This window comes from Paenibacillus ilasis (assembly GCF_043195395.1).
Lineage (GTDB): Bacteria > Bacillota > Bacilli > Paenibacillales > Paenibacillaceae > Paenibacillus_AQ > Paenibacillus_AQ lautus.
In genome coordinates this window covers 1,713,969-1,736,775 of the sequence record NZ_JBHDJG010000001.1, presented here as the reverse complement: position 1 = coordinate 1,736,775, position 22,807 = coordinate 1,713,969, and the positions used below count along the sequence as shown (strand labels likewise).

Below are 22,807 nucleotides of genomic sequence, written 5' to 3'. Positions count from 1 at the left end.
ACCTCCTTTCTGATTCAGATGAATTGCCGCTTATTTAGACGCAGCCTCAATGTACTGATTATCAAACACGTCTTTAACCTGGATTTTTTTGCGGATCGTTTTTTGCTCGAATTGGAAATCGGCCGTTTTCTGCTGTTCGGCAATAATTGCCTCCGTCACCGGAATGTTGATCGACCTTGAACGCTCAAAGGTGCCTTGAATGACTTCCTGCGGAATGCCGCGCTCATCGGCATACCGCTTAAGTGCCTCGGCTTCGTTCTCTTTCTCCCAAGCGAGCGTTTTGTTCAGCACGGTCAGATAGAGTGTGACCAAATCCGGATACTGATCGGCAAAATCCTTCCGCACGATGTTGAACGACGGTGACAGAACGCCAAGCTGCTCGCCGTCCGCCAGCACTTTGCCTTTGCCCGTCAGCGTGTTCAAGGTGATATACGGGTCCCAGGTTGCCCATGCATCGACGCCGCCCGATTCGAATGCGGGCTGGGCTTCGTCGGGCTGAAGCTGGATGATTTCGATATCGGACACCTTGACTCCCTGATCCGCCAGTCCCCGGTACAGAAAGTTAAAGGCGTTGCTCCCTTTCGTTACCGCAATCTTCTTGCCCTTCAAATCACTTAAGGTCTGCGCAGTACTGCCCGGCGGTACGATGATGGCCACATTCTTCTGGCCATGCAGGCTCTGGGAAATGACCTTAAACTGGATATCAGCCGCCTGGGCAGCGATAATCGGCATATTGCCGAGCCCAGCAAAGTCCAGGCGATTCGAAGCCATCGCTTCGGTCATCGGGGGGCCGCTCTGAAACTCCGACCACTCCACCTTGACACCCAACTTGCCAAACTCCTCCTCAAACCACTTCTCTTCACGTGCCTTGCCAAACAAACCGCCGCTGCCCTGTACCCCGAGTCTTACGGTCAGATCTTTGTACTTTCCGTCCGCCCCTTTCTCCACGGCGCTAACCTTGGGCTGGCTGTTTGCGTCCGCGCATCCGGATGCCAAGACAGACATGATAAGGAATAACATAATGACGACATTCTTTTTCTTTGTGTTCATAATCAGATTCTCTCCCCTGTTTTCCATCGTTCATCTATCTGGTAAGAAGTTCAGCATCATCCAGCGTGTTTAAATGCCCGCACCGGTGTCGAACTCCGGTTCTTCCACTTTCTCAAACTCGCGCAGCACTTTAGTCCGCAGCTCCTGAAAGGAGGAACCGGTCCGTTTGCGAGGAAACGGCAGATCAATCGGCAGGATGGAACGGATATGGCCCGGCCTCGGGTTCATAATGACAACACGTTCGCCGAGGAACACGGCTTCATCCAGATCGTGGGTAACAAAGAGCATGGTCGTGCGGTTATTTTGCCAAATATCCAGCAGCACCTCTTGCATATGGGAACGCGTGAATGCGTCCAACGCGCCAAACGGCTCATCTAACAGCAGCACGTCCGGATTCCGCAGCAGTGCCCGGGCGATCGCCACACGCTGAGCCATCCCTCCTGACAGCTCCCTGGGATATGCTTTCTCGAAGCCTTTGAGCCGCACCAGCTCGATGAATTCATCTACTTTGTTGCGGATGTCCTTCTGCTTCAGCGACAAATTGCCAGCGATATTCTTCTCCACAGTAAGCCATGGAAACAAGCGCGGCTCTTGAAAGATGAACCCTTTCTCGATGCTTGGACCGGATATCGGTTTGTCATTCAACAAGACACTCCCTTCGTACGCTGTGTCCAGACCGGCAACGATTTTGAGCAGCGTGCTCTTGCCGCAGCCGCTCGGTCCGATTAACGTAATGAACTCTCCCTTTCGAACCCGCAAATCAATGCCTTTCAGCGCAGTAACATTCCCCGTCGGGGCTTGAAAAATTTTGTTGACCTGTTGAATAATCAAGGTGTCCGCTGACATTGGTCTCACCACCCTATAACATAATCATTCACACCTGTTTACTTGGTAAAAAAGACAACAAAACCGTCTAAGGACATACTCTCTAAGAAGACTGACCGTATGTAGCGAAGGTTTTTTTCTTGCAAGCTAAGAAGGGTTAAGCTCTGGAAGCTATGCTTTCTTATCTCGAAAAAAAAAGAGATATTGCGCTTGTCTAAGTACGTCCATCCATCATCGTACTTGTTCATATGCGCGATATCTCCAGTTATCCGGTCGATTATCTTGGTATTCTTTGGGTATGTCGTTATATTACAACGGCTGGCAAAGGTTGTCAAACCTTTTTTTCATTCCACGCCTAAGTCATATATGTCAGAATATAGTCCTTGCAGGCAATGGACAAATGCCGTCCAATAATGCGACAATATACTCTGCATGTCATATCTTATATAGTAAGAATAACGAACTTTGCACCACGACACTCAAAGAAGCAACATTGCACTTATAGGAAGGGAACGAAAGCATGGCTCAATTATTTTTTAAGTACGGCTCTATGAACAGTGGTAAATCCATCGAGATTTTGAAAGTCGCCCATAACTACGAAGAACAGAACAAACCGGTGCTCCTCTTTACGTCCGCTATCGATGACCGGGATGCTGTTGGTTATGTATCCTCACGAATCGGCCTGCGCCGCGAAGCGATACCTATATCCGATACGACCGACATCTACGGGATTGTGAAGGATCATCAGCCTAAGCCATACTGCGTTCTTGTTGACGAGTGCCAGTTCCTGTCCAAGGACAGCATCCTGCAGCTCGTTCGAATCGTAGATGAGCTTAACGTGCCTGTCATGGGCTTCGGACTAAAGAATGATTTTCGCAACGAGCTGTTTGAAGGCAGCCGCTGGATGCTGATTTACGCCGATAAAATCGAGGAAATGAAGACGATCTGCTGGTTCTGCGAGCGCAAAGCGATCATGAACCTTCGCGTCATTGACGGTAAGCCCGTGTATGCCGGCGAGCAGATTCTGATCGGAGGGAATGATACCTACTTCCCTGTTTGCCGCAAATGTCATACCAATCCCCCTTTATCATAGGACGTTTTTGCGAACAATCCACCATTCAAACGTAAGGAGTAGGTGATCCATGCCGATAGTCAGACCGCTATTAACCGACCAGGACTTTCAGGAAGTTATGGAGCAGCAGATCCGTATACGCATCTTCAAGGATAATCATCTGATTGATTCCGGCAGTCTCGTCATCCGCTTCACCGACGAAACCGTCATTACGCAATCCAGCGTCAGTTCGCTTGGCTATCATAAGCGGGATGAATGCGAATTTTTTGAAGTACGAAAATGATAGATGGATTGCCTGATCGCTTACATGATAGACCCTACGAAATCTCTATCAGACCCTCAGGCAATCCGATCTTTTCCCCCGCTATAAAAAACAGCGGCCTTCTGCAGAACAAGATCTGCAAAAAACCGCCGTTCGTTAAGCAACCTATTACACGGAGAGCGTGTGCTTGCACCTAGTGAATATCGGACTTCGCCATGCTTCCGCCCAGCACGTCCGCGACATTTTGAATCGAAATAAATGCGTTCTTGTCAATCTCCTGCACAACCGTCTTCAGCTTCGCAATCTCCAGCCTAGTGATGACGCAATAAATCATCTGCGTATCCTCTTTCGAATACCCGCCCTTGGCATAGATCATCGTCGTGCTGCGGCCCAGACGCTGCATGATGGCACTTGAAATTTCTTCGTATTCATTGGATATAATCGTAACGGATTTGGACTCGTCCAAGCCCTCTACCACAATATCCATCACTTTTGCCGCTATGTAGTATGAGAAGATCGAATACATGGCCGAATCTGCACCGAATACAAATCCTGCCGTAATAAAAATAAACACGTTGATGATCATGATGATCTGTCCGACCGGCATCCGCAGCTTTTTAGACAGCAGGATAGCTACGATCTCCGTCCCGTCAAGAGCTCCGCCGTAACGGATAACAAGACCGACCCCCAGCCCCAGAACCAAGCCACCGAACAGCACCGCTAAAATTTTCTCGTTCGTAAACGGGTCTACATGATGCAGGAAGGTAGTCGCCACCGACAACACCACGATCCCATATAAGGTGGAAAATGCAAACGTTTTGCCGATCTGCTTGTAACCGATGAACAGAAACGGTAAGTTGATAATAAACAGAAATACCCCCAATTTGATGGGCGTAATCGATGATAATACGATGGAAATACCGGTAATACCACCGTCGATAATTTCGTTGGGCACCAGGAATATTTCAAGCGCCACGGCCATCAGAACTGCACCGATGGTAATAAAGATGAACCGTTTCAGAATTTCGCCGACTGTCAGATTTTTGTGTTTTTTGACCATGCCATTCTCCTTTTTGTATCTTTTTTCACACGAAGTGCCTGTCGAAGAACCATTGTATTAAAAAAAGGAATGACATGTCAATGTTGACATGCGAAATGACATGGGTCTTTTAGGCCATTTCCTTGTCATCCAGACATAAAGAACGCAGATGCTGATCGACAATCCTCTCGATTTTTTCTTTGGCGAGCTGCTGTGGCCTCATGATATGATGAATCGCTAACCCATCCACCAATGCGTATATTCGCTCCTTCTCATATTCAAGATCCAGCTCCGGTTTAGCCAGCTTATGGGCAACCAGGGTATCCACCACATAATGGCACGCCTTGGTTAAACCATCGTACATATGATCGGTCATTATTCTTAATTCGGGATAGACTAACGCTTTGGCAACAAACGACATCCACACCTCCATCTCCATCGTCCTATCCTCATCCATCGGCAGAAATTGCATCAACACTTTCTTTACATCCTCAAACACGGGTCCCTTCAAGGGTAGAGAAGAAAAACGTTCTTCAATCCGTTCGATAATCAGGTTCATACAGAAAGCTAACAACTCAGCCTGGCTGGTAAAATAGTGCCTCATTGAACCTACGGATAAACCCGCCTCTTCCGCGATATTGCGAACCGTCGCTTTTTCGAGTCCACTCCTCTGAATAACGCGCAGGGCAGCCTCAGCGACCCGTTGTCTTTGTTTATCATGATCTACGATTTTCGGCATAACCCCATTATACACTTCCGGTTTTTTTTAATACAACGTACGATAAACAACATGTCAGCATCTTTAATTTGCTTCGTTCATGCCTACCCTCTTAAAAATAGGTGCTCTCTATGGAACACCTTGGTAGAACCAATACTATATATATTAATGTCAAAAAGAATAGGGAACACGGGTAGCGTGTTCCAGGAGAGGAGAGAGTCGTCATTCGTACATTAACTGAATCGAAGGCTAGGCATGGTGTCGCTCAAGCATTCCGTGATCGGGAGGGCCGCTTAAACCTGTTCTGGCGTGTCGTCCTTGGGTGGCTGGCTTTTGTTGTCGGGCTCAGTTTAGCGGTTGTGATTGCAACGGTTGCGGGCTCTTACGAAATTCCCACGCTCGGGCTGCAAATCCTCCTTGCAGTCGTAACGACCAGCGTATCCGTGCCGCTGATTTATCTGCTTAGGCGTTATGCCGACCAGCGTCCCTGGAGCGGACTTGGTCTTAGCTCTCCACCTTCCGGTTTTCGTTATTTTCTTCTCGGCATTGGCTTCCTTGCCCTTGTCACGGCAGTAGCCCTGCTGATTGGCAGTGCCGCCGGATGGCTCCGGATCGTTGCTTTTCATTTACCTGTAGCTACGATGCTCGTTATCCTCATCAATGCTCTCATTGCATTTTTTTATGAAGCTTTTCCCGAAGAAATCACCTTCCGCGGTTATGTGTATCGGAACCTGAATACCCGTTTTCCTCGCTGGCTTGCTTTGATCCTTCAGGTCGTATTGTTCGTGCTTGCACCCATCGCCGTAACGGGATTCATGGTAGCGATCGGAATAGGGACATGGGACCTGATCACGGTGGAGTATATCGTTAACTTAATCGCTTTCGGTACGGTTCTGCAGCTATGCCGCATCGTATCCAACAATCTGTGGATGAGCATCGGCTTTCACCTTGCCTGGCTGGAGATGGTGCGATACGTCGTGGTGCCTTCGAGTTATGCATTCATCGAGATCGAATATCTTTCGGTCTGGGGCAATTATATGGTAACCATCGGTTCGGTCATCATTGGAATCATCCTATTGATCGTCTGGTCGCTGCGGGGCAAAAATCGAATTGATTGGAACCGGATAGAGCCGGATCTTCCGCTGGATTCGAAACCTGAAACCGAGGAAGCGGCATCCATCTCCCGTTCGGAATAGGAATATGTCAACCGGTATAGCTCAAACTCACCGCTGCTTTGGCGGAGTTTGGGCTTTTGCCTGTATCCGGCTCCCGCATTAATACTTGCAATTTATAATATTGATTCCGGTTATGCTATAATATATTCCATCCGCGATCGACCGGAAAATACATCATTTTACCCCAGGCAGGGAGAGGATTTACTCATCATGTTGGAATGGCTTCAGAACGTGTGGACCCATATGAAAGAAATTGACATGGATCAAGTACAGGGATGGCTTCAGCAGTACTCGCAGCTGGGTCCCATCCCGGGTATTTTGCTTCCATTTATAGAGGCGTTTCTCCCCTTTCTGCCCCTTATTGTCCTGGTTATGGGGAACTCGGCGGCCTATGGTTTATGGTGGGGATTCTTGCTGTCCTGGATCGGCGTTTGCCTAGGATCCGTTACGGTATTCTGGATTGTTCGTAAGCTGGGAGGCAAGCTGGGACTGCTCATACAAAAAAGAATGCCGGGGTCCCAGCGGTTCTTCCATTGGATCGAAGAAAAAGGCTTTACGCCCATCTTCATCCTGTACTGCTTTCCCTTCACGCCTTCCTCGCTGATCAATATCGCATCCGGCATCAGCACGGTATCGGCAACGACGTTCACGATAGCCGTAATGGCAGGTAAATCCGTCATGATCTTTATGGTCGCATTCATCGGACATGATTGGCAAGCCTTTATCCAGCAGCCTTGGCGCATCCTTATCGCGGCCGTCGTCCTCTGGCTGCTGTGGCTGGCCGGCAAAAAGATGGAAAATCGTTACCATCACGATGATCAGCCGGGAAGTGTCGTGATAAGCAACAAAAAGACAAAGCGTTAAATTCATTACAAGACCCGCCTATTCCTACAACCGGAACTGGCGGGTCTTGTTCATAATAGACGTGCTAGAGTTAATGTCCAAGCGTTTCGCGAACTCGTTTTGGCCAATTCTACCATAGGATGACACCCACGAGCTAAGGCATAAAAAAGAAACGGGCTTCCCAAGTTCGCGGGAAGCCCGTTTTTCATATTCCCGATATTTCAAATCGTAGCCTTTTTGTTCGAGGTCACCCCTTCTCGGAGTGCTCCCCCTTCCGGGAAGCGCGCATCCGCTCACGTTCGCGCTTGAGTTCAGGCTTAAGGTCATCGAGAACGCTGTTCTCCCACATGGACACGCCTGATCGATAGGCCGCTCTCCCGTTCAAGTGACCTCCTACCGGCCCCGTAATGAATACGAATACGATTCCCAGCAGCAGTTTGGCACTGACATGCTCCAGGTAGAAGGTGAAATACAGGAATGCGCCTGCAAGGATCAAGAGGACGCCCAGCGTAGCACTTTTCGTAGCTGCATGGGACCTCATGTAAACATCCGGCAGACGGATAAGGCCAAATGCGCTCAATGCACCAAGTAAAGCTCCGAGCAGCACCATCAGCGCGATCAGAAATTCACCGATCTGACTCATCGTTTGTGCGTTCAATGACATCACCCCTCTCGATATATCTGGCAAGCGCCGTCGTTCCGATAAACGTAAGAATCCCGATCAGCAGAATGATATCGAAATAGACGGTTGTCCGGAACAGCATGCACAGGACAGCGATCATGGACAACAGTATAATTCCAATCGTATCCAGCGACATGATCCGGTCGTTCATGGAAGGTCCCTTGATTAGTCGGTACAAGCAGCCCAGTATTGCAAGCGACAAAATCACCAGAGAGGCAATCAGGATGCTTTGGATCATGTGCGGGTCACCTCCTTGATCGCGCGTTCGAAGGTACCGCGGATCTGATTCGACAGCTCTTCGACGTCTTCAATATCCATCGCATGAATATACAACGTCTGACCATCGCGAGACACTTCCAGGGTAAGCGTTCCTGGCGTCAAGCAGATCAGACACGATAACACCGTAATTTCCCAGTCGGATTTCAGCTCGGTTGAATAGGCAAAGATGCCGGGACGAACATTCAGCTTCGGTCTTATGATCTGTCCGATTACGGTGAAACTCGATTTTAACAGTTCCCTTAGGAACAATAGCAGCAGCAGGATGATGGACCACAGCTTGCGCAAATAGAAATCGTTCGGCCAGAAACGCCGCAGCAGAAAAATCAGCAAGATTCCGATCAGATAGCCGATGATAAATTGCTGGGGGGACCAGTTATTGTTCAAGAACATCCAGACAACAGCAATAATGATATTTAACAGGATTTGATGGCCCATATCCACTACTCCTTTAATACAGCGTTAATATATAGTGATGGGTCGGATAATACGGCGCCAGCTTGAGAGGTATAGGAATAAATCCACTCCGAGCCCACCCCAAGGACAATCACCATAACCGTTAGCCCGATAGCTGCCGCATAAGCTGTTCTGTGGATTCTAACCGGTTTCGATTCTTGCTGTCCAGGTGATTCGCCCCAGAATGCCCCCATAAACACTTTGATCAGGGAATACAATACCGCCAAGCTTGATGCCAGTGCCAGTCCCGTTAACACATAATGACCCTCGCTCAATCCGCCGCGGACGATAAGCACTTTGCCTAGGAATCCGCTAAGGGGCGGGATGCCGACCAGCGCCAGGGCAACGATAAAGAACATCCATCCCACCAAGGGATGGCGCTTCATCAGCCCGCCCATCTCGCTCAGCTTGTTCGTGCCTGCACGAGCCATGATGATACCGCCTAGAATAAAGAGCAGTGCCTTTGCAATCATGTCATGCATCAAGTAGAATACGGCTCCGTTCAAGGAGTCGGAGGAGGCCACCGCCACGCCAAAGGCGATGAAGCCAACACTGATGATGATATTGTAATTCAGAATGCGTCCGAGATCCTTATACGCAACCGCGCCCAAACTGCCCAGAATCATCGTTGCCGCGGCCATCCAGCCGATGACGACATGGATGCCGCCGGTGTCGTGATGGAAGATCAGCGTAAAGGTTCGGATAATCGCATATAACCCAACCTTCGTAAGCAGCGCGCCGAACAAAGCCGTAACGGCCGCAGGAGGTGCGCTGTAGGAGCCAGGCAGCCAGAAGAACAGGAACAAGCCCGCCTTCAAGGCGAATACAATCAGGAACAACAGGCCGATGACCGACAAAATTCCATCCTGCTGTACCTCCGCCACACGCAGGGATAGATGCGCCATATTCAGCGTGCCAACCGTCCCGTACAAATAGGCAACGGCTGCAACAAACAGGGTGGATGAAATAATATTAATCAGCATGTACTTCAGGGTTTCTCTCAGCTGGCGCTTGGTGCCGCCCAGTACGATCAAGGCGTAGGAAGCGATCAGCATGACCTCAAAACAGACAAACAGGTTAAACAGATCCCCTGTCAGGAACGACCCGATCACGCCGGCCAGCAAAAATTGAAAAAAGGTATAAAAGTAATGCTTCTCTCTCTCTTCCCCGATACTCCGAAAGGAATAGAACAAACAGGCAGCCGCCACAATCAACGTCGTAAGCACCAGCAGCGCAGCGAGCATATCGGCTACAAACACGATCCCATACGGCGGCAGCCATCCTCCCATATAAAGCGTCTGAATGCCTTCGTGGTTTACCTGATTCACTATGAACAACGCCACAAGCAGGTTTAGTATGACACTGACCACACTGATCCAGCGCTGTGCGCGGACGTACTTGGAGCAGAAAATAAGAATAACGGCTGTAACCAGCGGAATAAGGAGGGGCAGAACAATTACATTATTCATCTTCCATCCCCCTTAGCTCCTCCATGTTGTCCGTGCCCAAGCGTTGATACGCTTTATACGCCAGTACGAAGAAGAACGATGTGACGCCGAAGCTAATGACAATGGATGTCAGAATCAACGCCTGTGGAACCGGGTCCACGTAAGAGGAAGCCTTCTCGCCAAGCAGCGGAGCAGCACCGGTCTTCAGCCGCGACATGGTAAGCAGCAGTAGATGCACCCCATGGGTTAACAGTGAAGTACCGAGAATAATCCGCAGCAAGCTTTTGGATAAGATCTGGTATATCCCAACCGCAAATATGATCCCGATGGCAAGCGACATATATAGTTCCATGCTCAGTTATCCCTCCCAATCGAATTGATGATGGTCATCGTCACGCCAACTACGGCCAAATAGACGCCGAGGTCGAAGAGAACCGCAGTAGCCAGCTCGGTTTCCCCGAGCAATGGCAGGTTGAAGTAACCGAAGGAATGACTTAAGAACGGTGCATCAAAGGCAAAAGAGCCGATCCCCGTAAGCAGTGCGATGGCAAGCCCCGCCGCCGTAACCTTTCGGAACTCGAAGGGGACGATCTTTCGGGTCATATCCATGCCGAAAGCCATCGATAACAGAACCAGTGCGGCAGCAGTCATCAGCCCTCCGATAAATCCGCCGCCCGGCTCATGATGTCCCGAGTTGAACAGGAACCAGGAGAAGGTTACCACGATAAAGATAACCACCTTGGATATGGTTCGAAGAATGACATCATTGCTGTTGGGCAGATATGCCCCTTCATAACGATCCCGCTCACCCAGAATCCCTTCACCCAAATCGATTTTGATCAGGGCATATATCCCAAGGGATGCAATGCCAAGAACCGTAATTTCAAGCAAGGTATCAAATCCGCGGAAGTCCACCAGAATGACATTGACGATATTTTTACCGCCGGCCGAGCGGTAGCTCTCTTTAATGAAGTAATCCGCGATGGAGTCGAAGGTTCTGCCGCTGCTTGCGGCCAGCGCGATCAAGGTTACGACAGCACCGACGCCTACCGATATGAGCAGATTTCTCCACTTCAGGCTCATTGGCACCTTCTCCCGCTTCAGCTTCGGCAGATGATAGAAACATAGCAGGAACAGCATGACGGATACCGTCTCGACGACCATCTGAGTCAACGCCAAATCCGGAGCCCGGAACAGAACGAAGAACAAGGTCACCATGTAGCCGGCAGCACCGGTTAATATGATCGCCATCAGACGTGTCCGGACGAACGGCAGCGCAATGACCGGGATCACCAGGCCGAGGATGGCAACGGCCTCATAGAAGGACATCGGTGCGTAGTCCGTCATATCAAATCCAATATGATCGACCAGCAGAAGTCCCCCGCCAAGAACGGCAATGAAAAACACAAAAATATAAATCACGTAATGACGGAGCGAGCCTGTCATGTAGGTTGAGGTCAGCGTTTCGCCGCCTCTTTCGAGGGCCCGCAATCCCCCGTCATACAGCTTGTTCAATGTCACTCGCTTCGTTAGCGATGTATTCAATATACGTGCTCTGCCGTGAAGCTTATACAGAACGGTACCGAGAACAATGATGCCGATGGTCATAAAAATCTCCGTTGTCCAGCCGTGCCACATCTCGATATGCACGTGAAAACGATCTTCTGCCGCGAGCAGCCCTGGATGAATCGCGGCCATCGCCGGTTCGATGAGTGCATGGGACAGCAGGTTCGGAAACAGACCGAACACGATGGCGAGCGATGCCAGAATGACCGGAGGAATCAGCATCCCCAGCGGTGCTTCGTGCGGCTTCTTCTCCAGTTTTTCAGGCTGGAAGCGTCCCGTGAAGGTTTTGAAGACCATGATCATGCTGTACAGGAACGTAAACACACTGGCGATCCAGGCAACGACCGGGATCAGCACGCCCCAGGTCTCACCATTCCAGAAATTCATTTGAGACGCTTGAACGACCGCCGTAAAGAACATCTCTTTACTCAGGAATCCGTTGAACGGAGGCAGACCGGCCATGGAAAAAGCCCCAATGACGGCCACGGTAAACGTGATCGGCATGAGCGACATCAGACCGCCGAGCTTCCGCAGATCCCGTGTGCCCGTCTCATGATCCACGATGCCAACGATCATAAACAAAGCGCCCTTGAATATGGCATGGTTCATCAAATGGAAGATGGCTGCCGTCGTCGCTTTGGTGTAGAGCAGCGTGTCCACGCCGCCTCCATAATAAGCTGCGGCAGAGCCAAGACCGAGCAAACTCATAATCAGCCCCAATTGGCTGATGGTGGAGAATGCCAGCAGTGCTTTCAGATCCGTCTGCTTGATCGCACGGATCGAAGCGTAGATCAGCGTGGTCAAGCCCGTAATCGCAATGATCCAGAACCAGGAAGCTTGCCCGGCAAACACCGGGCTAAACCTGGCAACCAGATAGATCCCGGCTTTAACCATCGTAGCGGAGTGCAGATAAGCACTAACCGGGGTCGGTGCTTCCATCGCATCCGGCAGCCAGATATGGAATGGGAACTGCGCGGATTTGGTGAATGCCCCCAGCAGGATCAGAATCATGGCTGGAATAAACAGCGCGTCTCCGGCAATGCTCCCCACATTCGCCACGATCTCCCGCACGCTGAAGGTACCTGTCATGATGTACAAAAGGATAAACCCTGCGAACATGGCAAGTCCGCCAAACACGGTAATCAGCATGGATTTTAATGCTCCGTATCTGGAGCGGTCCCGATGATGCCAGAATGCAATCAGCAGGAATGACGAAATACTTGTCAGTTCCCAGAAGCCGTACAGCACCATCAGGTTGTCGGAGAGCACAACCCCAAGCATGGCGCCCATGAACAGAAGCAGATAAATGTAGAATTTGTGGACCGCTTCCTTGTTCTTATCCATGTAGAAGATGGAGTACAGTACAACGAGTGAACCAATACCGGATATTAAAAGTGCAAAAATTAAACTTAATCCATCCAAATAAACGGTAAAGTTTATTCCCACGCTTGGAATCCATTCCAGAACGGCTTGAAGCTGTTCACCTCCCTGAATGGTTGGGATAAGTCCTAAAAAATAGGCGAACAGAACAACCGGTACCGGCAAAATGACCCACCCGGTGTGGACACGGCCAATGAGCTTGTAAGTCAGCATAACTACAAGCGCTACAATAAAAGGTGCCATTACGGCGATGTGCAGCAAAGACAAAGTCTACTCCTCCTATAGTCCGATTTTTCCTTCATTAGTAGTATTTCCCCATTATTTAGGCATAAGTCCAAAAAAACACAAAAAGAGCCCGTTGATGGCAGGCTCCTCCAGGTAAAACCATATGGTATTTTTTCGAATCACACTGAAAATCAGTATATCTTGAGATCAAAGCTTTGTCAAAGGTATCTTGGAATGAAAAGAGGTCCGTTGGGAAATCACTGTATGTAAAGGAGTGGTTCCCATGATGATCAAAAAAGCGGCTGTTTGCGCTTTCATCTTTCTCGTGGTATTGGCGGCGGCCATCGTGACCCATATTCGCACGCAGCCCGTCTACCGACAGGATAACCCGCCAAACGGCGTATATCAAATGCAGACTTCCCTAGATGGATCTCCCTGGTTCTCTCCCCGGGAATATGTGAAAATCATTCGCAAATCACCCGACCCCTTACCGGATCAGCCATAACCCATGGATCAGTATCGTTTATCCGTGAATTTGGATTTCAGTATTCTCCTCTTTGCTTCGTTTATTTCTTCGTATCAACCACGAAATGATCAGGATGACAGCAAGCACCGCAACAATTCCCGCTGCATAGTATCCGTACCGGTTAATCAGTACTCCAATATGATCGACGACCTGATCGCCGACAAACATGCCCAAAGAGAAATAACCGATGGTCCATACAAAGGACGCGGAATACGAATACATCGCAAATCGGCGATACGGCATCCCTTTCATGCCAACCGCATAGGGCGTCACGTTGCGCAAGATGGGCAAAAAAGCGCTGATGCATATGGCGTAATTGCCATACTGGCGGGTCAACCGTTCGGATACATCGAGAAACTGGCGTATTTTCGACTTTTCCCCTACGCGGTTTAACAGCTTGCTCGCGGTAAAGCGGCTAAGCATGTAACCTACCGTCGATCCCGAGCACACGCCAAGAAACGTCATGATAAAAGACGGAAACGGCGTTAAAATTTCGGATGCCGCTAACGCTCCGCCTGTCATTGCCACGACTTCATTAGGCACAGGAAGACCGACCAATCCAAGACACAATACGAGGAATAATGCATAGTGCCCGATCTGTTCAATAAAATCTAATAGCGTATCCACCCCTGTCCCCCTAATCCGTCCCTAGAATATAGTATCAGCTTATATGACAACGTGGCTTTCGCAAACGTGCTGTAGGCGAGGATATGAACTGGACCTGAGACCAGTTTTATTATGGATCATGCCATTAGAGATTTTTAAATGCCGATATGAAAGAACCCGGATCATCCTTCACCGTGTACGAATACACGCCTTGCTGGGTGTGCAAGTATAAGAAACCCCCGCCGTCTCCCATCGGCCGATACGACAGGTCAAACACCTGCTTAATCGGGAACTCCCGGTATTTCGTTACGATTCGATCCTCGTACAGGAACATCTCCCGCCCCTGCTCTTCCGTTCGTTGTTCGATGCCATCCACAACTCGGTTGATTTTGTAGTATGGCTGTACGGCTACCCAATTCACAAGCTCCCTCCTTGCTGTCTTTGCTTTTTTATTTGGAAGATCGCACTTCCCCCTTCTTCTTTCTGCGGCTCTTGATTCGTTCCAGCAGCTCCAGCGCCCCGATAAACAGTACGAATACCACGAAGAGCGCAATCGCCCGGCCAGGCTCGATCAGACCGGTAATAGATGCAACGATGCCGGTAATGCCTACAATAATAATACCTAATACGGATAGTTTCCAACCTGTTAACATATGTATGCTCCTAAAGTAAACGTAATTGCCTTCCATCAAGACATATCTACATGAAAAAAATACGCTAGACACACACGGAATGTATCATAAAGAAGCACCCATGTTCAAGTTATAATCGATTCTCCAATTTCAATTGCCAACACTCATGACATTTGCAATAATTTACTCAGGAGAGAAATTATAAGCCGACCTCCGAACACTAAAAAGACAGGAGGAACATGTTATGAACTCAACAACCTGGATACTGATTATATTATTCATTGTGGTGGATGTATGGATTATTTCTTTTTTCGTGAAACGCTCGTTACGCAGAAGCAGCGGACAGCAGCTGCCTAAAGGCAATAAGCTTGGCCTCGGGAAGATACCCGAGCTGCCGCCGATCGTCAAAGCGGGAAGCCCGGCGAGTGAGCTTGTCGGGAGACTGGAAGCTGCGCTGCCCTACACCTATCAGAACATGCTGAAGCAGCGAGTGATGAGTGAGCATCCGAATCTTTCCGAACAGGAGTATGAATGGAGATGGCAGGAGCTCAAACGGTTCTTCATCATGTGCGCCGTGCTGGATCGTGTCCCGATGTTCAGCAAAGACGTGGATGAAGTATGGCATGAAATGCTGATGTATACATACGAGTACCAACAATTCTCGGAACGCTTTCTTGGTAAAATGCTTCACCACGCCCCAAACACCGGTAGCGAACATGTACCGCTTCCGAATGAACGCGCGTGGTTTGATACGGTATATGTACAATTATTCGGCTGGCATGAATACAGCGCCAAACTATGGGGAGCTTTCTTCCGCGTCCCACTGCCGCGCGAAGAGCTGGAGGTCTGCACTTCCCGTCATTTCACCGTGAATCATGGACAGAAGCGCTTTAATGCCTGGACCTATGAAAAGATCCCTGCAGCGCGTACGGCCATTGATGCTATCATCCAGGATCTGCAGGATCGGGTTCGAACCGCCCAAGAAGAGCCGGCGCGTCATGAGAAGCAGGTCAATTTCCGAAATAGTGATGTGCTCCTGGCAGCGGCCGTCTATTTTGCCTGGAACACACCGGAACAATTTGGTGACCATATGATCCCTGATGAGCGCGAGCTTCATAAAAACAACAGCAGTTCCTCCTGTACCTACGCTTCGGCATGCGGGTCCGGCGGATCGGATTCGGGTGATGGGTCCTCAGGCGATGGATCCGGATCCTCTTGCAGCAGCGGTTCATCCTGCAGCAGCGGGTCCTCTTGCGGAAGTGGCTGCGGGGGCGGCTGCAGCAGCTAAGCTGCAAACGTAACAAGGAACGCCTGCTTATTAATGAACAGAACATAAAGTACGGGCCCAGATTTCAGGCCCATGCTTATTCCAGGACTAAAATAACAAACGGTCATAGCATATTTACTTGCTCAGTTACGCATAAGTGCATATATCCAGAAAACACCATACATCTCCAACTAAAACAAAGAAGCACCTGACCCCATTCATCGAAGGTTCAGGTGCTTCTATATCATTGATATAAACTCGGCATATTAATTGTTAGATGAGAGAACCAAACCGGAACGGGTTTGCGGTCCGACCTTACGCACGGAAATCTGGTTCCGCTCGGCCCAACGCGTAAGACTCCGAATCCCTTCGCAATTTTTCTCTTCAAATTTAAAGCAGCAATACATTGGATTCACGTTCTTGTCCTTGAGGTTTATTTGGAATGCGGCTTTATGGCATCCGGAAACCTTGATCTCACGTATCTGGTCCGCATGAATCTCTACGCCATTGATTGTAATCGTATCCGAAGTCTCCTGAATATTCACTTCCCGTTTCACCAATCGGGCATACCCTTCAATAGCTAGTGCCGCAACAACAACGACGTTCACCGCCATCTGCATATAGAATAGAACAGGATAGGAATATTCGGTCAAGGTCGCTACCTGGAACAGGATAATGCTAATGACAAAGGAAAATAAAATAACGTCTTTCATTCTTGTAGAGTAATGGATCGCGTATTTCATATTAATCAGCTCCGTTCATTCTGTAAGGGTTTTCATTTAGCTCTTACCTTATTATAACACCATTGTACATAATTTTGACACATATCATTCACATTTTTGTCAAAAAAATTATTTGCGTCGCCCCTTATCCTATGCTTATCCATTTTACTTCGTGTCGTTCATGGTCTAGCCAACCTTGTAAGTACACCGTGACGCAAGGGAGGTTGTCCTCGTTAATGGCGAATGGCGGCAAAAGTGGATGAGGAACATTTCGTTTTCCTATGGTGTCTCCTAACAACAAAAAAGAGCATCCCGCCAGATCCAAGATCTTTTGGGATACTCTTTGCTTCAACACTTTTATTTTTACTTGGTTAACGTCGTATTTCCTTCCTTTCCCCGAAACCGTTTCATCACGACAGATACGGTATCAATAAGGGTAATGACCACAATGATGTAAATGAGTCCGTCCCTGGATCGATTCCAAATTGATTTTACGGTTTCATACGCTTCATCTCCCGGTGTTACGAGACCGGCTTGAACGAGCTGATCCATGAATGTCGGATTCCAAATCGTCATATCGGAGAACAGGATCACGGCAACGATAACGGAAGCGACGTTAAATATGACATGCATGACGGCGAGCTGCGGCGTCCACTTTCTTGTGATTAATTTCATGGCTTCATTGAATATGCTGAAGGCGGTAAGAAGCCAGATCAGCGGCAAATACTTGGCAAAGACAGCCTGTTCAAACACCGGAATGGCGATCGAGTTTTCATCGAATCGATGAACACCGATCAGGTTAATGGAAAACGTGAACAGGACGAAGAACAGCACGGAAAACAGGATGCCCAGCACCGGCTCGATCGGTTTAATCCGATCGGCTGGTTCCGGAATTGCAGGTAAATCGGATGGTTTCCATGGGCCTTTGGAGACTTGGCGTGCACCGCGGTATTCGATATAGGCAAAGATAACGGTCACCCAAGCAAACCCGTGGATACCCACGCTCAGCAGGGAGACGAAGTACTCCAGAAGCTTCTCGGCGGTGGGAGCCGGGCTTGCAAAGAAATCAACAATGTAGAAGATACCAAGAGCGACGGCGACCGAGTACAATACAATCCGCAGAACAGCCCAATAACTGTCAATCAAACCGGGACCAATGAGATAACGCTCTCTCCCTCTGTATCTTGCTGCCATTTCCCCGGGTGGCCCGAGCTCGATCAGCACCTGTTCCACATCTGCAATGCTTGCGATCTCACCGCCGGCTCTCCGGTCTTCCAGCATGTCTTCGATGAGTCCGTGAAGCTCCTTTTCAATCTCGGCCCTTTGCGATTCGGGCAGCTTCTGTGTCACCGCATAAATATACCTGTTAATCAGATCCATTACCTGACTCCCCCTTGTTATCAACAAGTCCCTCCAGACTTGTCATCATATCCTTCCATTCATGGTAGAGCTGCCGATATATATCCTTGCCTGTCTGACTTATGATGTAATATTTCCTCGGACGAGCTTCATTCGTATCCCACTCGCTATCCAGCAGACCTTGTTTCTCCAATCGCCGCAGCAAGGGATACAGGGTACCCGCTTCCACGCTGATCCCCTTCTCCTGCAATATGGTCACCAATGAATATCCATACTGAGGTTCCGACAACTGGCTGAGAACACCAAGAATGATGGTTCCTCGCCGAAGCTCCTGCACCAAACTGTGTAGAATGTCTTGATCCTCTGACATATCATCATCTCCTGGAAATTATTATACTGTATGTCACACACTAATGTATATAGTCAAATAATAATTATTTACTATTATTTTTCGTTTAATACAAGTTGCAAGGCTGCTAAACCAGGCAGCAGGCCACGTTGAGGCCTGCCCTTTCATGTAAAAAAGGTTATCCTACAGTCGGGACAGTCCCAGACCATAAGATAACCTTTTTATATACTCTCATCTCATTTACACATTCCAAGTGATGTTGCTTCGCTGTCAAACCAGCCGCTTTCGAAAAACTACACGATCTCCTGCGGCTCCTTGCCCAGCAAACCGAGCATGCGAAGTCCGTATTGTATTCCGTCTTGACCGACATCGCGGGTTATATGTCTGGCCGCCTGCTTGACCATCTCCGGCGCATTGCCCATCGCCACGCCGTGGCCCACGTATGCCAGCATCTCCAGATCATTCAGATAATCGCCAAAAGCGATGGTATTCTCCAGATCGATGTGCAGCAGCTGAATTAATGGTTTGATTCCTTCTGCTTTGGATCCCCCTGCCGGTAACACGTCAATTCCATAGGGGCCCCAGCGCACGAAATCGAACCGGCCATCGAATCTTTTTACGTAATCTGCTTCCTCATCCTCCGTGCAGAATACAATGGCCTGATAAATGTCTCTGCCCAAGTAATATTCGGGATCATATTCCGGAATCGTAAGTTTCAGTTCTCCCCAGCTGGAATCGATATGAACATGCTCGGTTACGTTCATCTTCATGGCTTCACTGCCGGCATATATGATCGGATGGTCAAGCTCCACGGCCTGCTCCGTCAGCTGCTGCAAGGCATCTTGCGCCAATGGATTTCCATATATCGGTTTGCCTTCATGAACCACATACTGACCATTCAAACAAACATAGGAATGGATCCCGAGCTCCTCCCGCAGCTCTTCAAAATGATAAGGGGCGCGCCCTGTCGCTATGGCGACGATGTGTCCGGCTTCCTTTAATTCTCGAATAGACTCCTTTGTTGTCGCCGGAACCTTCTTTTCATGATCCAGCAGCGTCCCGTCAATATCAAAAAATATGATTTTTTTATTCAATGAAACTCGCCTCTCTTCCGTATATGCTAGCCAGTACCCCTATTGTAAATGATGAAAAGCATTTCAGAGCAAGCCATAATTTCAGCAATGTCGCTCGGACGCTTCCCGAACATGCATAAAAACCGCGCCGGTGCACGGTTTTCACGATATCAAATATGGATGAATTAATAATACCATCTGCATTAACAATTCGTGCATGTGCTGTAATTTTCTTATCTAACGACAAAAGAGCCCGCCTATAACAGACGGACTTCTTCTGTGGTCTTTATTTCGCTTCCGAGCGAACCTCGTCGAGCATTTTATCATTGAATCCGAACAGCCAAGTCAGCACAAAAGTTAGAGCCATCGCGGTTACGTTGCACAAAATATAAAGCGGAAGCTGGCTGTTCAAGTATAAGAGCGTACCCGGAATAACGGTAATCGCCATACCCGTAGCCTCAAGCTGGAAGATGGAAGCCATGAAACCGCCCACGCCGCCGCCGATCAAGGCGATAACGAACGGTCTGACGTAACGGAGGTTGACCCCGAAGATCGCAGGCTCCGAAATTCCCAGCATGGCCGAGAATGCTGATGGCAGGGATAACGCCTTCAGTTTTTTATTTCTCGTCTTGAGTCCGACAGCGAGACAAGCTGCACCTTGCGCTGCCATGGCACTTGTCACGATCGCATTAAACGGATTGCTTCCCGTCTTCTCAAGAAGCTGAATTTCAAGGAAGTTAAAAATATGATGCACACCGGTGACCACAATGATCTGGTTAAAAAAGCCGATCACAAGACCCGCAATGCCGAACGGCAGCTCCAGCAAGAAAGTCGTCACGTTCATCACGACCTCTTCCAAGGAGTGGAACACGGGTCCAATTGCGAACAGACCAAGGACGATCATAACGAGCAAGGTTAAAAATGGCGTAACGATCAAATCAATAGCTTCAGGAATGCGTTTTCTCAAAAATCTCTCGAATTTCGCGCCAAGGAGTCCGATGAAGAAGGCTGGAAGGACCGAGCCTTGATATCCGACAACCGGAATGAAATCGAAGAGCATGAGTGCTTCGGCCGAACCGTTCGCCACGCTGTAAGCGTTGGGAAGAGCCGGGTTAACCAGCATCAAACCCAGCACGATACCGAGCACGGGGCTGCCTCCGAACACCCTGAATGCGGACCATGCCACCAATGCCGGCAAGAAAGCAAAAGCCGTATCCGTCAGTACCTGGGTGAAGAGCAGAAAATTAGGCGAGATATCATCCGGTACCGCTCCAAACCAGGCCAGGACGGTTTCTTGCGTCAATAATCCCCGTAATCCCATGAACAAACCTGTGGCGACCAATATCGGGATAATCGGCACAAACACGTCACCGAACGTACGAATCGCCCGCTGAAACGGATTCCCTGATTTTTTCGCCTCGGACTTCAACTCATCCTTGCTTGTGCTCTCCAGCCCAAGCGATTCAACCGCTTCAAAAATCTGATTAACGGTTCCTGTTCCGAAAATGATTTGATATTGACCGGAGTTAAAAAAAGCGCCTTTAACCTTATCGATATTCTCGACCTTCTTCTGGTCTATCTTCTTTTGATCGTGAACCATAATTCGGAGTCTCGTAGCACAGTGGGCAAAGGAAGCAATGTTCTCCCTGCCACCGATGGCTTCCACTACCTGCCTTGCAATTTTCCGATGATCCGCTGCCATGTTCATTCATCCCCTTCTATATCTTTTACGGCTTGGGCAAGATCCCACTTCGTGACCTTTAAGCCGGCGCTGCCGTTCTTTGCAAAAAATCGAATATGACGGCTGTCCTCCTTGGGAAATATCCGACTCGTAAACACCTCTTGGCCATCATTGACGAACACTTCTGCCGAAGAAATATCCACAAAGAGATGGAATTTGATCGAGTCTGCTTTGTTATGCAGCATACAGGTTCGTGTCGTTCCATAATCACTCACAATCGTTGCACCCGATGATGAGCGATCCAGTGTAACCTTCTGCCTGACAGCGTCATACCAAATGACTGTGCGCTCCGTTTCGCCGGCTCGAAATTCAATGCCGACAACGTCCGCTTCGATCGCATGGAACTCGCATATCATCTCGAATACGGTCCCTTCTAACCCTGTATAACTCTTCACCTCGCTGTATAACGTATCCGCTGCTTCCATGGCTGTCCCACGAAGCGTTTCCAACTCGGGGACCGGCTGCTGAATCAGCTTGCCCTCACGGAAAGTGAGCACACGCGGAAGAGTCAAACAATGGGCCCAGCCATGCGAGTCCGTTGGATAGACAACCTCCGGCAAACCCATCCAGCCTACCATGATGCGCCGCTCCTTCTCATCCAGCATGGTCTGCGGTGCGTAGAAATCAAAACCTCGGTCCAGCTCGTAAAAGGGGCCGTGTTCAAACTCCAGCGTGTCCCGATCCAGCGGTTTGCCCGAGATGTAGCCGGATTGGTAAATGTTCCGGAATTCGTCGTTTTGCGGACTCAGCCCCTGCGGTGAAAACAGCAGCACGCCCTGTCCTTCCAGTTCAAAATAATCGGGGCATTCCCACATATAGCCGAAATATCCAAGACGGGTTTGGATTTCCCCTTTGCATGTCCAATCCAGCAAATCCGGTGATTCATAGACAACAGCCGTTCCTGTCTGATCACCCCTCTGGGCGCCGATGACAAACCGGAACAGGTCTTCGTCTTTCCATACCTTCGGATCCCGGAAGTGCTCGGTATATCCGTCCGGCACACGGTCTATCAGCGGTTGATCGAATTTCGTAATGGTGCCAACGCGGTCCATCACTGCCATGCATTGATAAGAATGCCTGCTCCATCCCTCATCCCGGGTATTCCCGGTATACATCAAATACAGTTTGTCGTCTTTCACGATCCCACTTCCCGAATAGGCGCCATATGCGTCAAACGAGTGCCCGGGCTCAATGGCAATGCCTTTGTTTTGCCAGTGCACCAAGTCCTTGGAGGAGGTGTGGTACCAGTATTTCAAGCCGTGAAACGTACCCAGCGGAAACCATTGATAAAACAAGTGATATTCCCCGTTATAATAAGAAAATCCGTTGGGGTCATTCAACAAGCCCATGATGGGCTGTATGTGAAACCTCTGCCTCCATTCGCTTTGTTTTGCTTGCTCCTTTAAGGAGGAAATCTCTTCGGGAGAGGCCTGATCCAGGCGTCGGTATTTCCGTTCTCTGTCCATGTCTCTTCTCCTTGTAAATGGGCTTTCTAATAGCATCAAACGGATCATG

At 49.1% G+C, this 22,807-nt stretch carries 25 protein-coding genes; 6 read left to right on the top strand and 19 right to left on the bottom strand.

Annotated features, from left to right (window positions below; all coding sequences use genetic code 11):
* Positions 1 to 30: 30 nt before the first annotated feature.
* Positions 31 to 1,050 carry an aliphatic sulfonate ABC transporter substrate-binding protein gene (locus ACETK5_RS08395; RefSeq protein ID WP_394055062.1) on the bottom strand — a complete coding sequence of 340 codons (1,020 nt, stop codon included), beginning with the start codon at positions 1,048 to 1,050 and terminating at the stop codon, positions 31 to 33.
* Between the two features lie 69 nt (positions 1,051 to 1,119).
* Positions 1,120 to 1,896: an ABC transporter ATP-binding protein gene (locus ACETK5_RS08390; RefSeq protein ID WP_100537801.1), complete on the bottom strand. Its 777-nt coding sequence runs from the start codon at positions 1,894 to 1,896 to the stop codon at positions 1,120 to 1,122.
* Between the two features lie 499 nt (positions 1,897 to 2,395).
* Between ACETK5_RS08390 and ACETK5_RS08385 the strand changes: the two genes are divergently transcribed.
* Positions 2,396 to 2,968 carry a thymidine kinase gene (locus tag ACETK5_RS08385; protein WP_127593650.1) on the top strand — a complete coding sequence of 191 codons (573 nt, stop codon included), beginning with the start codon at positions 2,396 to 2,398 and terminating at the stop codon, positions 2,966 to 2,968.
* 49 nt (positions 2,969 to 3,017) lie between these two features.
* Positions 3,018 to 3,230: a hypothetical protein gene (locus ACETK5_RS08380; RefSeq protein ID WP_071220380.1), complete on the top strand. Its 213-nt coding sequence runs from the start codon at positions 3,018 to 3,020 to the stop codon at positions 3,228 to 3,230.
* A 172-nt stretch (positions 3,231 to 3,402) separates the two neighbouring features.
* Here ACETK5_RS08380 and ACETK5_RS08375 read toward each other — a convergent pair whose 3' ends face one another.
* A complete protein-coding gene (locus ACETK5_RS08375; RefSeq protein ID WP_100537804.1) occupies positions 3,403 to 4,269 on the bottom strand; it encodes a YitT family protein in 867 nt (288 codons plus the stop codon).
* Between the two features lie 109 nt (positions 4,270 to 4,378).
* On the bottom strand, positions 4,379 to 4,987 hold the full coding sequence (locus tag ACETK5_RS08370; protein ID WP_100537805.1) for a TetR/AcrR family transcriptional regulator: 609 nt from the start codon (positions 4,985 to 4,987) through the stop codon (positions 4,379 to 4,381).
* A gap of 338 nt (positions 4,988 to 5,325) precedes the next feature.
* Here ACETK5_RS08370 and ACETK5_RS08365 point away from each other — a divergent pair, with 338 nt between their 5' ends.
* Entirely contained in the window at positions 5,326 to 6,162 is an 837-nt protein-coding gene (locus ACETK5_RS08365; protein ID WP_326113179.1) for a CPBP family intramembrane glutamic endopeptidase, read from the top strand.
* A gap of 189 nt (positions 6,163 to 6,351) precedes the next feature.
* The gene (locus ACETK5_RS08360; RefSeq protein WP_100537807.1) at positions 6,352 to 7,005 is read left to right on the top strand and encodes a TVP38/TMEM64 family protein; all 654 of its coding nucleotides are present in this window, start codon (positions 6,352 to 6,354) and stop codon (positions 7,003 to 7,005) included.
* 226 nt (positions 7,006 to 7,231) lie between these two features.
* Here the strand turns inward: ACETK5_RS08360 and mnhG are convergent, their stop codons facing one another.
* The 6 genes from mnhG to ACETK5_RS08330 are packed head-to-tail and all read right to left on the bottom strand — an operon-like array spanning position 7,232 to position 13,059.
* The gene (mnhG, locus tag ACETK5_RS08355; protein ID WP_394057357.1) at positions 7,232 to 7,627 is read right to left on the bottom strand and encodes a monovalent cation/H(+) antiporter subunit G; all 396 of its coding nucleotides are present in this window, start codon (positions 7,625 to 7,627) and stop codon (positions 7,232 to 7,234) included.
* Positions 7,611 to 7,904 carry a Na(+)/H(+) antiporter subunit F1 gene (locus ACETK5_RS08350; protein ID WP_100537809.1) on the bottom strand — a complete coding sequence of 98 codons (294 nt, stop codon included), beginning with the start codon at positions 7,902 to 7,904 and terminating at the stop codon, positions 7,611 to 7,613. The genes mnhG and ACETK5_RS08350 overlap by 17 nt, the downstream gene beginning before the upstream one ends.
* A complete protein-coding gene (locus tag ACETK5_RS08345) occupies positions 7,901 to 8,380 on the bottom strand; it encodes a Na+/H+ antiporter subunit E (protein ID WP_100537810.1) in 480 nt (159 codons plus the stop codon). Before ACETK5_RS08345 ends, ACETK5_RS08350 begins: the two co-directional genes overlap by 4 nt.
* A gap of 5 nt (positions 8,381 to 8,385) precedes the next feature.
* Positions 8,386 to 9,867 carry a Na+/H+ antiporter subunit D gene (locus tag ACETK5_RS08340; protein ID WP_394055057.1) on the bottom strand — a complete coding sequence of 494 codons (1,482 nt, stop codon included), beginning with the start codon at positions 9,865 to 9,867 and terminating at the stop codon, positions 8,386 to 8,388.
* Entirely contained in the window at positions 9,860 to 10,198 is a 339-nt protein-coding gene (locus ACETK5_RS08335; RefSeq protein ID WP_394055055.1) for a Na(+)/H(+) antiporter subunit C, read from the bottom strand. Before ACETK5_RS08335 ends, ACETK5_RS08340 begins: the two co-directional genes overlap by 8 nt.
* A 2-nt stretch (positions 10,199 to 10,200) precedes the next feature.
* The gene (locus tag ACETK5_RS08330) at positions 10,201 to 13,059 is read right to left on the bottom strand and encodes a Na+/H+ antiporter subunit A (protein ID WP_394055053.1); all 2,859 of its coding nucleotides are present in this window, start codon (positions 13,057 to 13,059) and stop codon (positions 10,201 to 10,203) included.
* A gap of 241 nt (positions 13,060 to 13,300) precedes the next feature.
* Between ACETK5_RS08330 and ACETK5_RS08325 the strand changes: the two genes are divergently transcribed.
* A complete protein-coding gene (locus ACETK5_RS08325; protein ID WP_100537813.1) occupies positions 13,301 to 13,522 on the top strand; it encodes a hypothetical protein in 222 nt (73 codons plus the stop codon).
* Positions 13,523 to 13,540: 18 nt separating this feature from the next.
* Here the strand turns inward: ACETK5_RS08325 and ACETK5_RS08320 are convergent, their stop codons facing one another.
* From ACETK5_RS08320 to ACETK5_RS08310, 3 genes are all read right to left on the bottom strand, one after another.
* Entirely contained in the window at positions 13,541 to 14,170 is a 630-nt protein-coding gene (locus ACETK5_RS08320) for a DedA family protein (RefSeq protein WP_100537814.1), read from the bottom strand.
* A gap of 124 nt (positions 14,171 to 14,294) precedes the next feature.
* Positions 14,295 to 14,570, bottom strand: a complete 276-nt coding sequence (locus ACETK5_RS08315) for a hypothetical protein (protein WP_071220365.1) — start codon at positions 14,568 to 14,570, stop codon at positions 14,295 to 14,297.
* A 28-nt stretch (positions 14,571 to 14,598) separates the two neighbouring features.
* On the bottom strand, positions 14,599 to 14,802 hold the full coding sequence (locus ACETK5_RS08310; protein WP_127593658.1) for a hypothetical protein: 204 nt from the start codon (positions 14,800 to 14,802) through the stop codon (positions 14,599 to 14,601).
* Positions 14,803 to 15,025: 223 nt separating this feature from the next.
* Between ACETK5_RS08310 and ACETK5_RS08305 the strand changes: the two genes are divergently transcribed.
* Positions 15,026 to 16,069, top strand: coding sequence for a glycine-rich domain-containing protein (locus ACETK5_RS08305; RefSeq protein WP_394055050.1), 1,044 nt, complete (start codon positions 15,026 to 15,028; stop codon positions 16,067 to 16,069).
* 245 nt (positions 16,070 to 16,314) lie between these two features.
* On the opposite strand, the gene ACETK5_RS08300 is transcribed toward ACETK5_RS08305, so the two are convergent.
* From ACETK5_RS08300 to ACETK5_RS08275, 6 genes are all read right to left on the bottom strand, one after another.
* Complete coding sequence (locus ACETK5_RS08300; RefSeq protein ID WP_394055049.1) at positions 16,315 to 16,791, bottom strand: hypothetical protein; 477 nt, start codon at positions 16,789 to 16,791, stop codon at positions 16,315 to 16,317.
* Positions 16,792 to 17,133: 342 nt separating this feature from the next.
* Positions 17,134 to 18,150 (bottom strand): hypothetical protein, encoded by a 1,017-nt coding sequence (locus ACETK5_RS08295; protein ID WP_394055047.1) that lies wholly within the window; start codon positions 18,148 to 18,150, stop codon positions 17,134 to 17,136.
* Positions 18,137 to 18,499 carry a PadR family transcriptional regulator gene (locus ACETK5_RS08290; RefSeq protein ID WP_100537819.1) on the bottom strand — a complete coding sequence of 121 codons (363 nt, stop codon included), beginning with the start codon at positions 18,497 to 18,499 and terminating at the stop codon, positions 18,137 to 18,139. Before ACETK5_RS08290 ends, ACETK5_RS08295 begins: the two co-directional genes overlap by 14 nt.
* Positions 18,500 to 18,771: 272 nt before the next feature.
* Complete coding sequence (locus ACETK5_RS08285) at positions 18,772 to 19,572, bottom strand: Cof-type HAD-IIB family hydrolase (protein ID WP_326113173.1); 801 nt, start codon at positions 19,570 to 19,572, stop codon at positions 18,772 to 18,774.
* 265 nt (positions 19,573 to 19,837) lie between these two features.
* A complete protein-coding gene (locus tag ACETK5_RS08280) occupies positions 19,838 to 21,259 on the bottom strand; it encodes a sucrose-specific PTS transporter subunit IIBC (protein ID WP_394055045.1) in 1,422 nt (473 codons plus the stop codon).
* Positions 21,256 to 22,758 carry a glycoside hydrolase family 32 protein gene (locus ACETK5_RS08275; RefSeq protein WP_394055043.1) on the bottom strand — a complete coding sequence of 501 codons (1,503 nt, stop codon included), beginning with the start codon at positions 22,756 to 22,758 and terminating at the stop codon, positions 21,256 to 21,258. Before ACETK5_RS08275 ends, ACETK5_RS08280 begins: the two co-directional genes overlap by 4 nt.
* Positions 22,759 to 22,807 lie beyond the last annotated feature (49 nt).

Coding starts and splice junctions, on each gene's coding strand:
- ACETK5_RS08395 (WP_394055062.1), bottom strand. CDS start 1,050: ATGAACACAAAGAAAAAGAATGTCGTCATTATGTTATTCCTTATCATG.
- ACETK5_RS08390 (WP_100537801.1), bottom strand. CDS start 1,896: ATGTCAGCGGACACCTTGATTATTCAACAGGTCAACAAAATTTTTCAA.
- ACETK5_RS08385 (WP_127593650.1), top strand. CDS start 2,396: ATGGCTCAATTATTTTTTAAGTACGGCTCTATGAACAGTGGTAAATCC.
- ACETK5_RS08380 (WP_071220380.1), top strand. CDS start 3,018: ATGCCGATAGTCAGACCGCTATTAACCGACCAGGACTTTCAGGAAGTT.
- ACETK5_RS08375 (WP_100537804.1), bottom strand. CDS start 4,269: ATGGTCAAAAAACACAAAAATCTGACAGTCGGCGAAATTCTGAAACGG.
- ACETK5_RS08370 (WP_100537805.1), bottom strand. CDS start 4,987: ATGCCGAAAATCGTAGATCATGATAAACAAAGACAACGGGTCGCTGAG.
- ACETK5_RS08360 (WP_100537807.1), top strand. CDS start 6,352: ATGTTGGAATGGCTTCAGAACGTGTGGACCCATATGAAAGAAATTGAC.
- mnhG (WP_394057357.1), bottom strand. CDS start 7,627: ATGAGTCAGATCGGTGAATTTCTGATCGCGCTGATGGTGCTGCTCGGA.
- ACETK5_RS08350 (WP_100537809.1), bottom strand. CDS start 7,904: ATGATCCAAAGCATCCTGATTGCCTCTCTGGTGATTTTGTCGCTTGCA.
- ACETK5_RS08345 (WP_100537810.1), bottom strand. CDS start 8,380: ATGGGCCATCAAATCCTGTTAAATATCATTATTGCTGTTGTCTGGATG.
- ACETK5_RS08340 (WP_394055057.1), bottom strand. CDS start 9,867: ATGAATAATGTAATTGTTCTGCCCCTCCTTATTCCGCTGGTTACAGCC.
- ACETK5_RS08335 (WP_394055055.1), bottom strand. CDS start 10,198: ATGGAACTATATATGTCGCTTGCCATCGGGATCATATTTGCGGTTGGG.
- ACETK5_RS08325 (WP_100537813.1), top strand. CDS start 13,301: ATGATGATCAAAAAAGCGGCTGTTTGCGCTTTCATCTTTCTCGTGGTA.
- ACETK5_RS08310 (WP_127593658.1), bottom strand. CDS start 14,802: ATGTTAACAGGTTGGAAACTATCCGTATTAGGTATTATTATTGTAGGC.
- ACETK5_RS08305 (WP_394055050.1), top strand. CDS start 15,026: ATGAACTCAACAACCTGGATACTGATTATATTATTCATTGTGGTGGAT.
- ACETK5_RS08300 (WP_394055049.1), bottom strand. CDS start 16,791: ATGAAATACGCGATCCATTACTCTACAAGAATGAAAGACGTTATTTTA.
- ACETK5_RS08295 (WP_394055047.1), bottom strand. CDS start 18,150: ATGGATCTGATTAACAGGTATATTTATGCGGTGACACAGAAGCTGCCC.
- ACETK5_RS08290 (WP_100537819.1), bottom strand. CDS start 18,499: ATGTCAGAGGATCAAGACATTCTACACAGTTTGGTGCAGGAGCTTCGG.
- ACETK5_RS08280 (WP_394055045.1), bottom strand. CDS start 21,259: ATGAACATGGCAGCGGATCATCGGAAAATTGCAAGGCAGGTAGTGGAA.
- ACETK5_RS08275 (WP_394055043.1), bottom strand. CDS start 22,758: ATGGACAGAGAACGGAAATACCGACGCCTGGATCAGGCCTCTCCCGAA.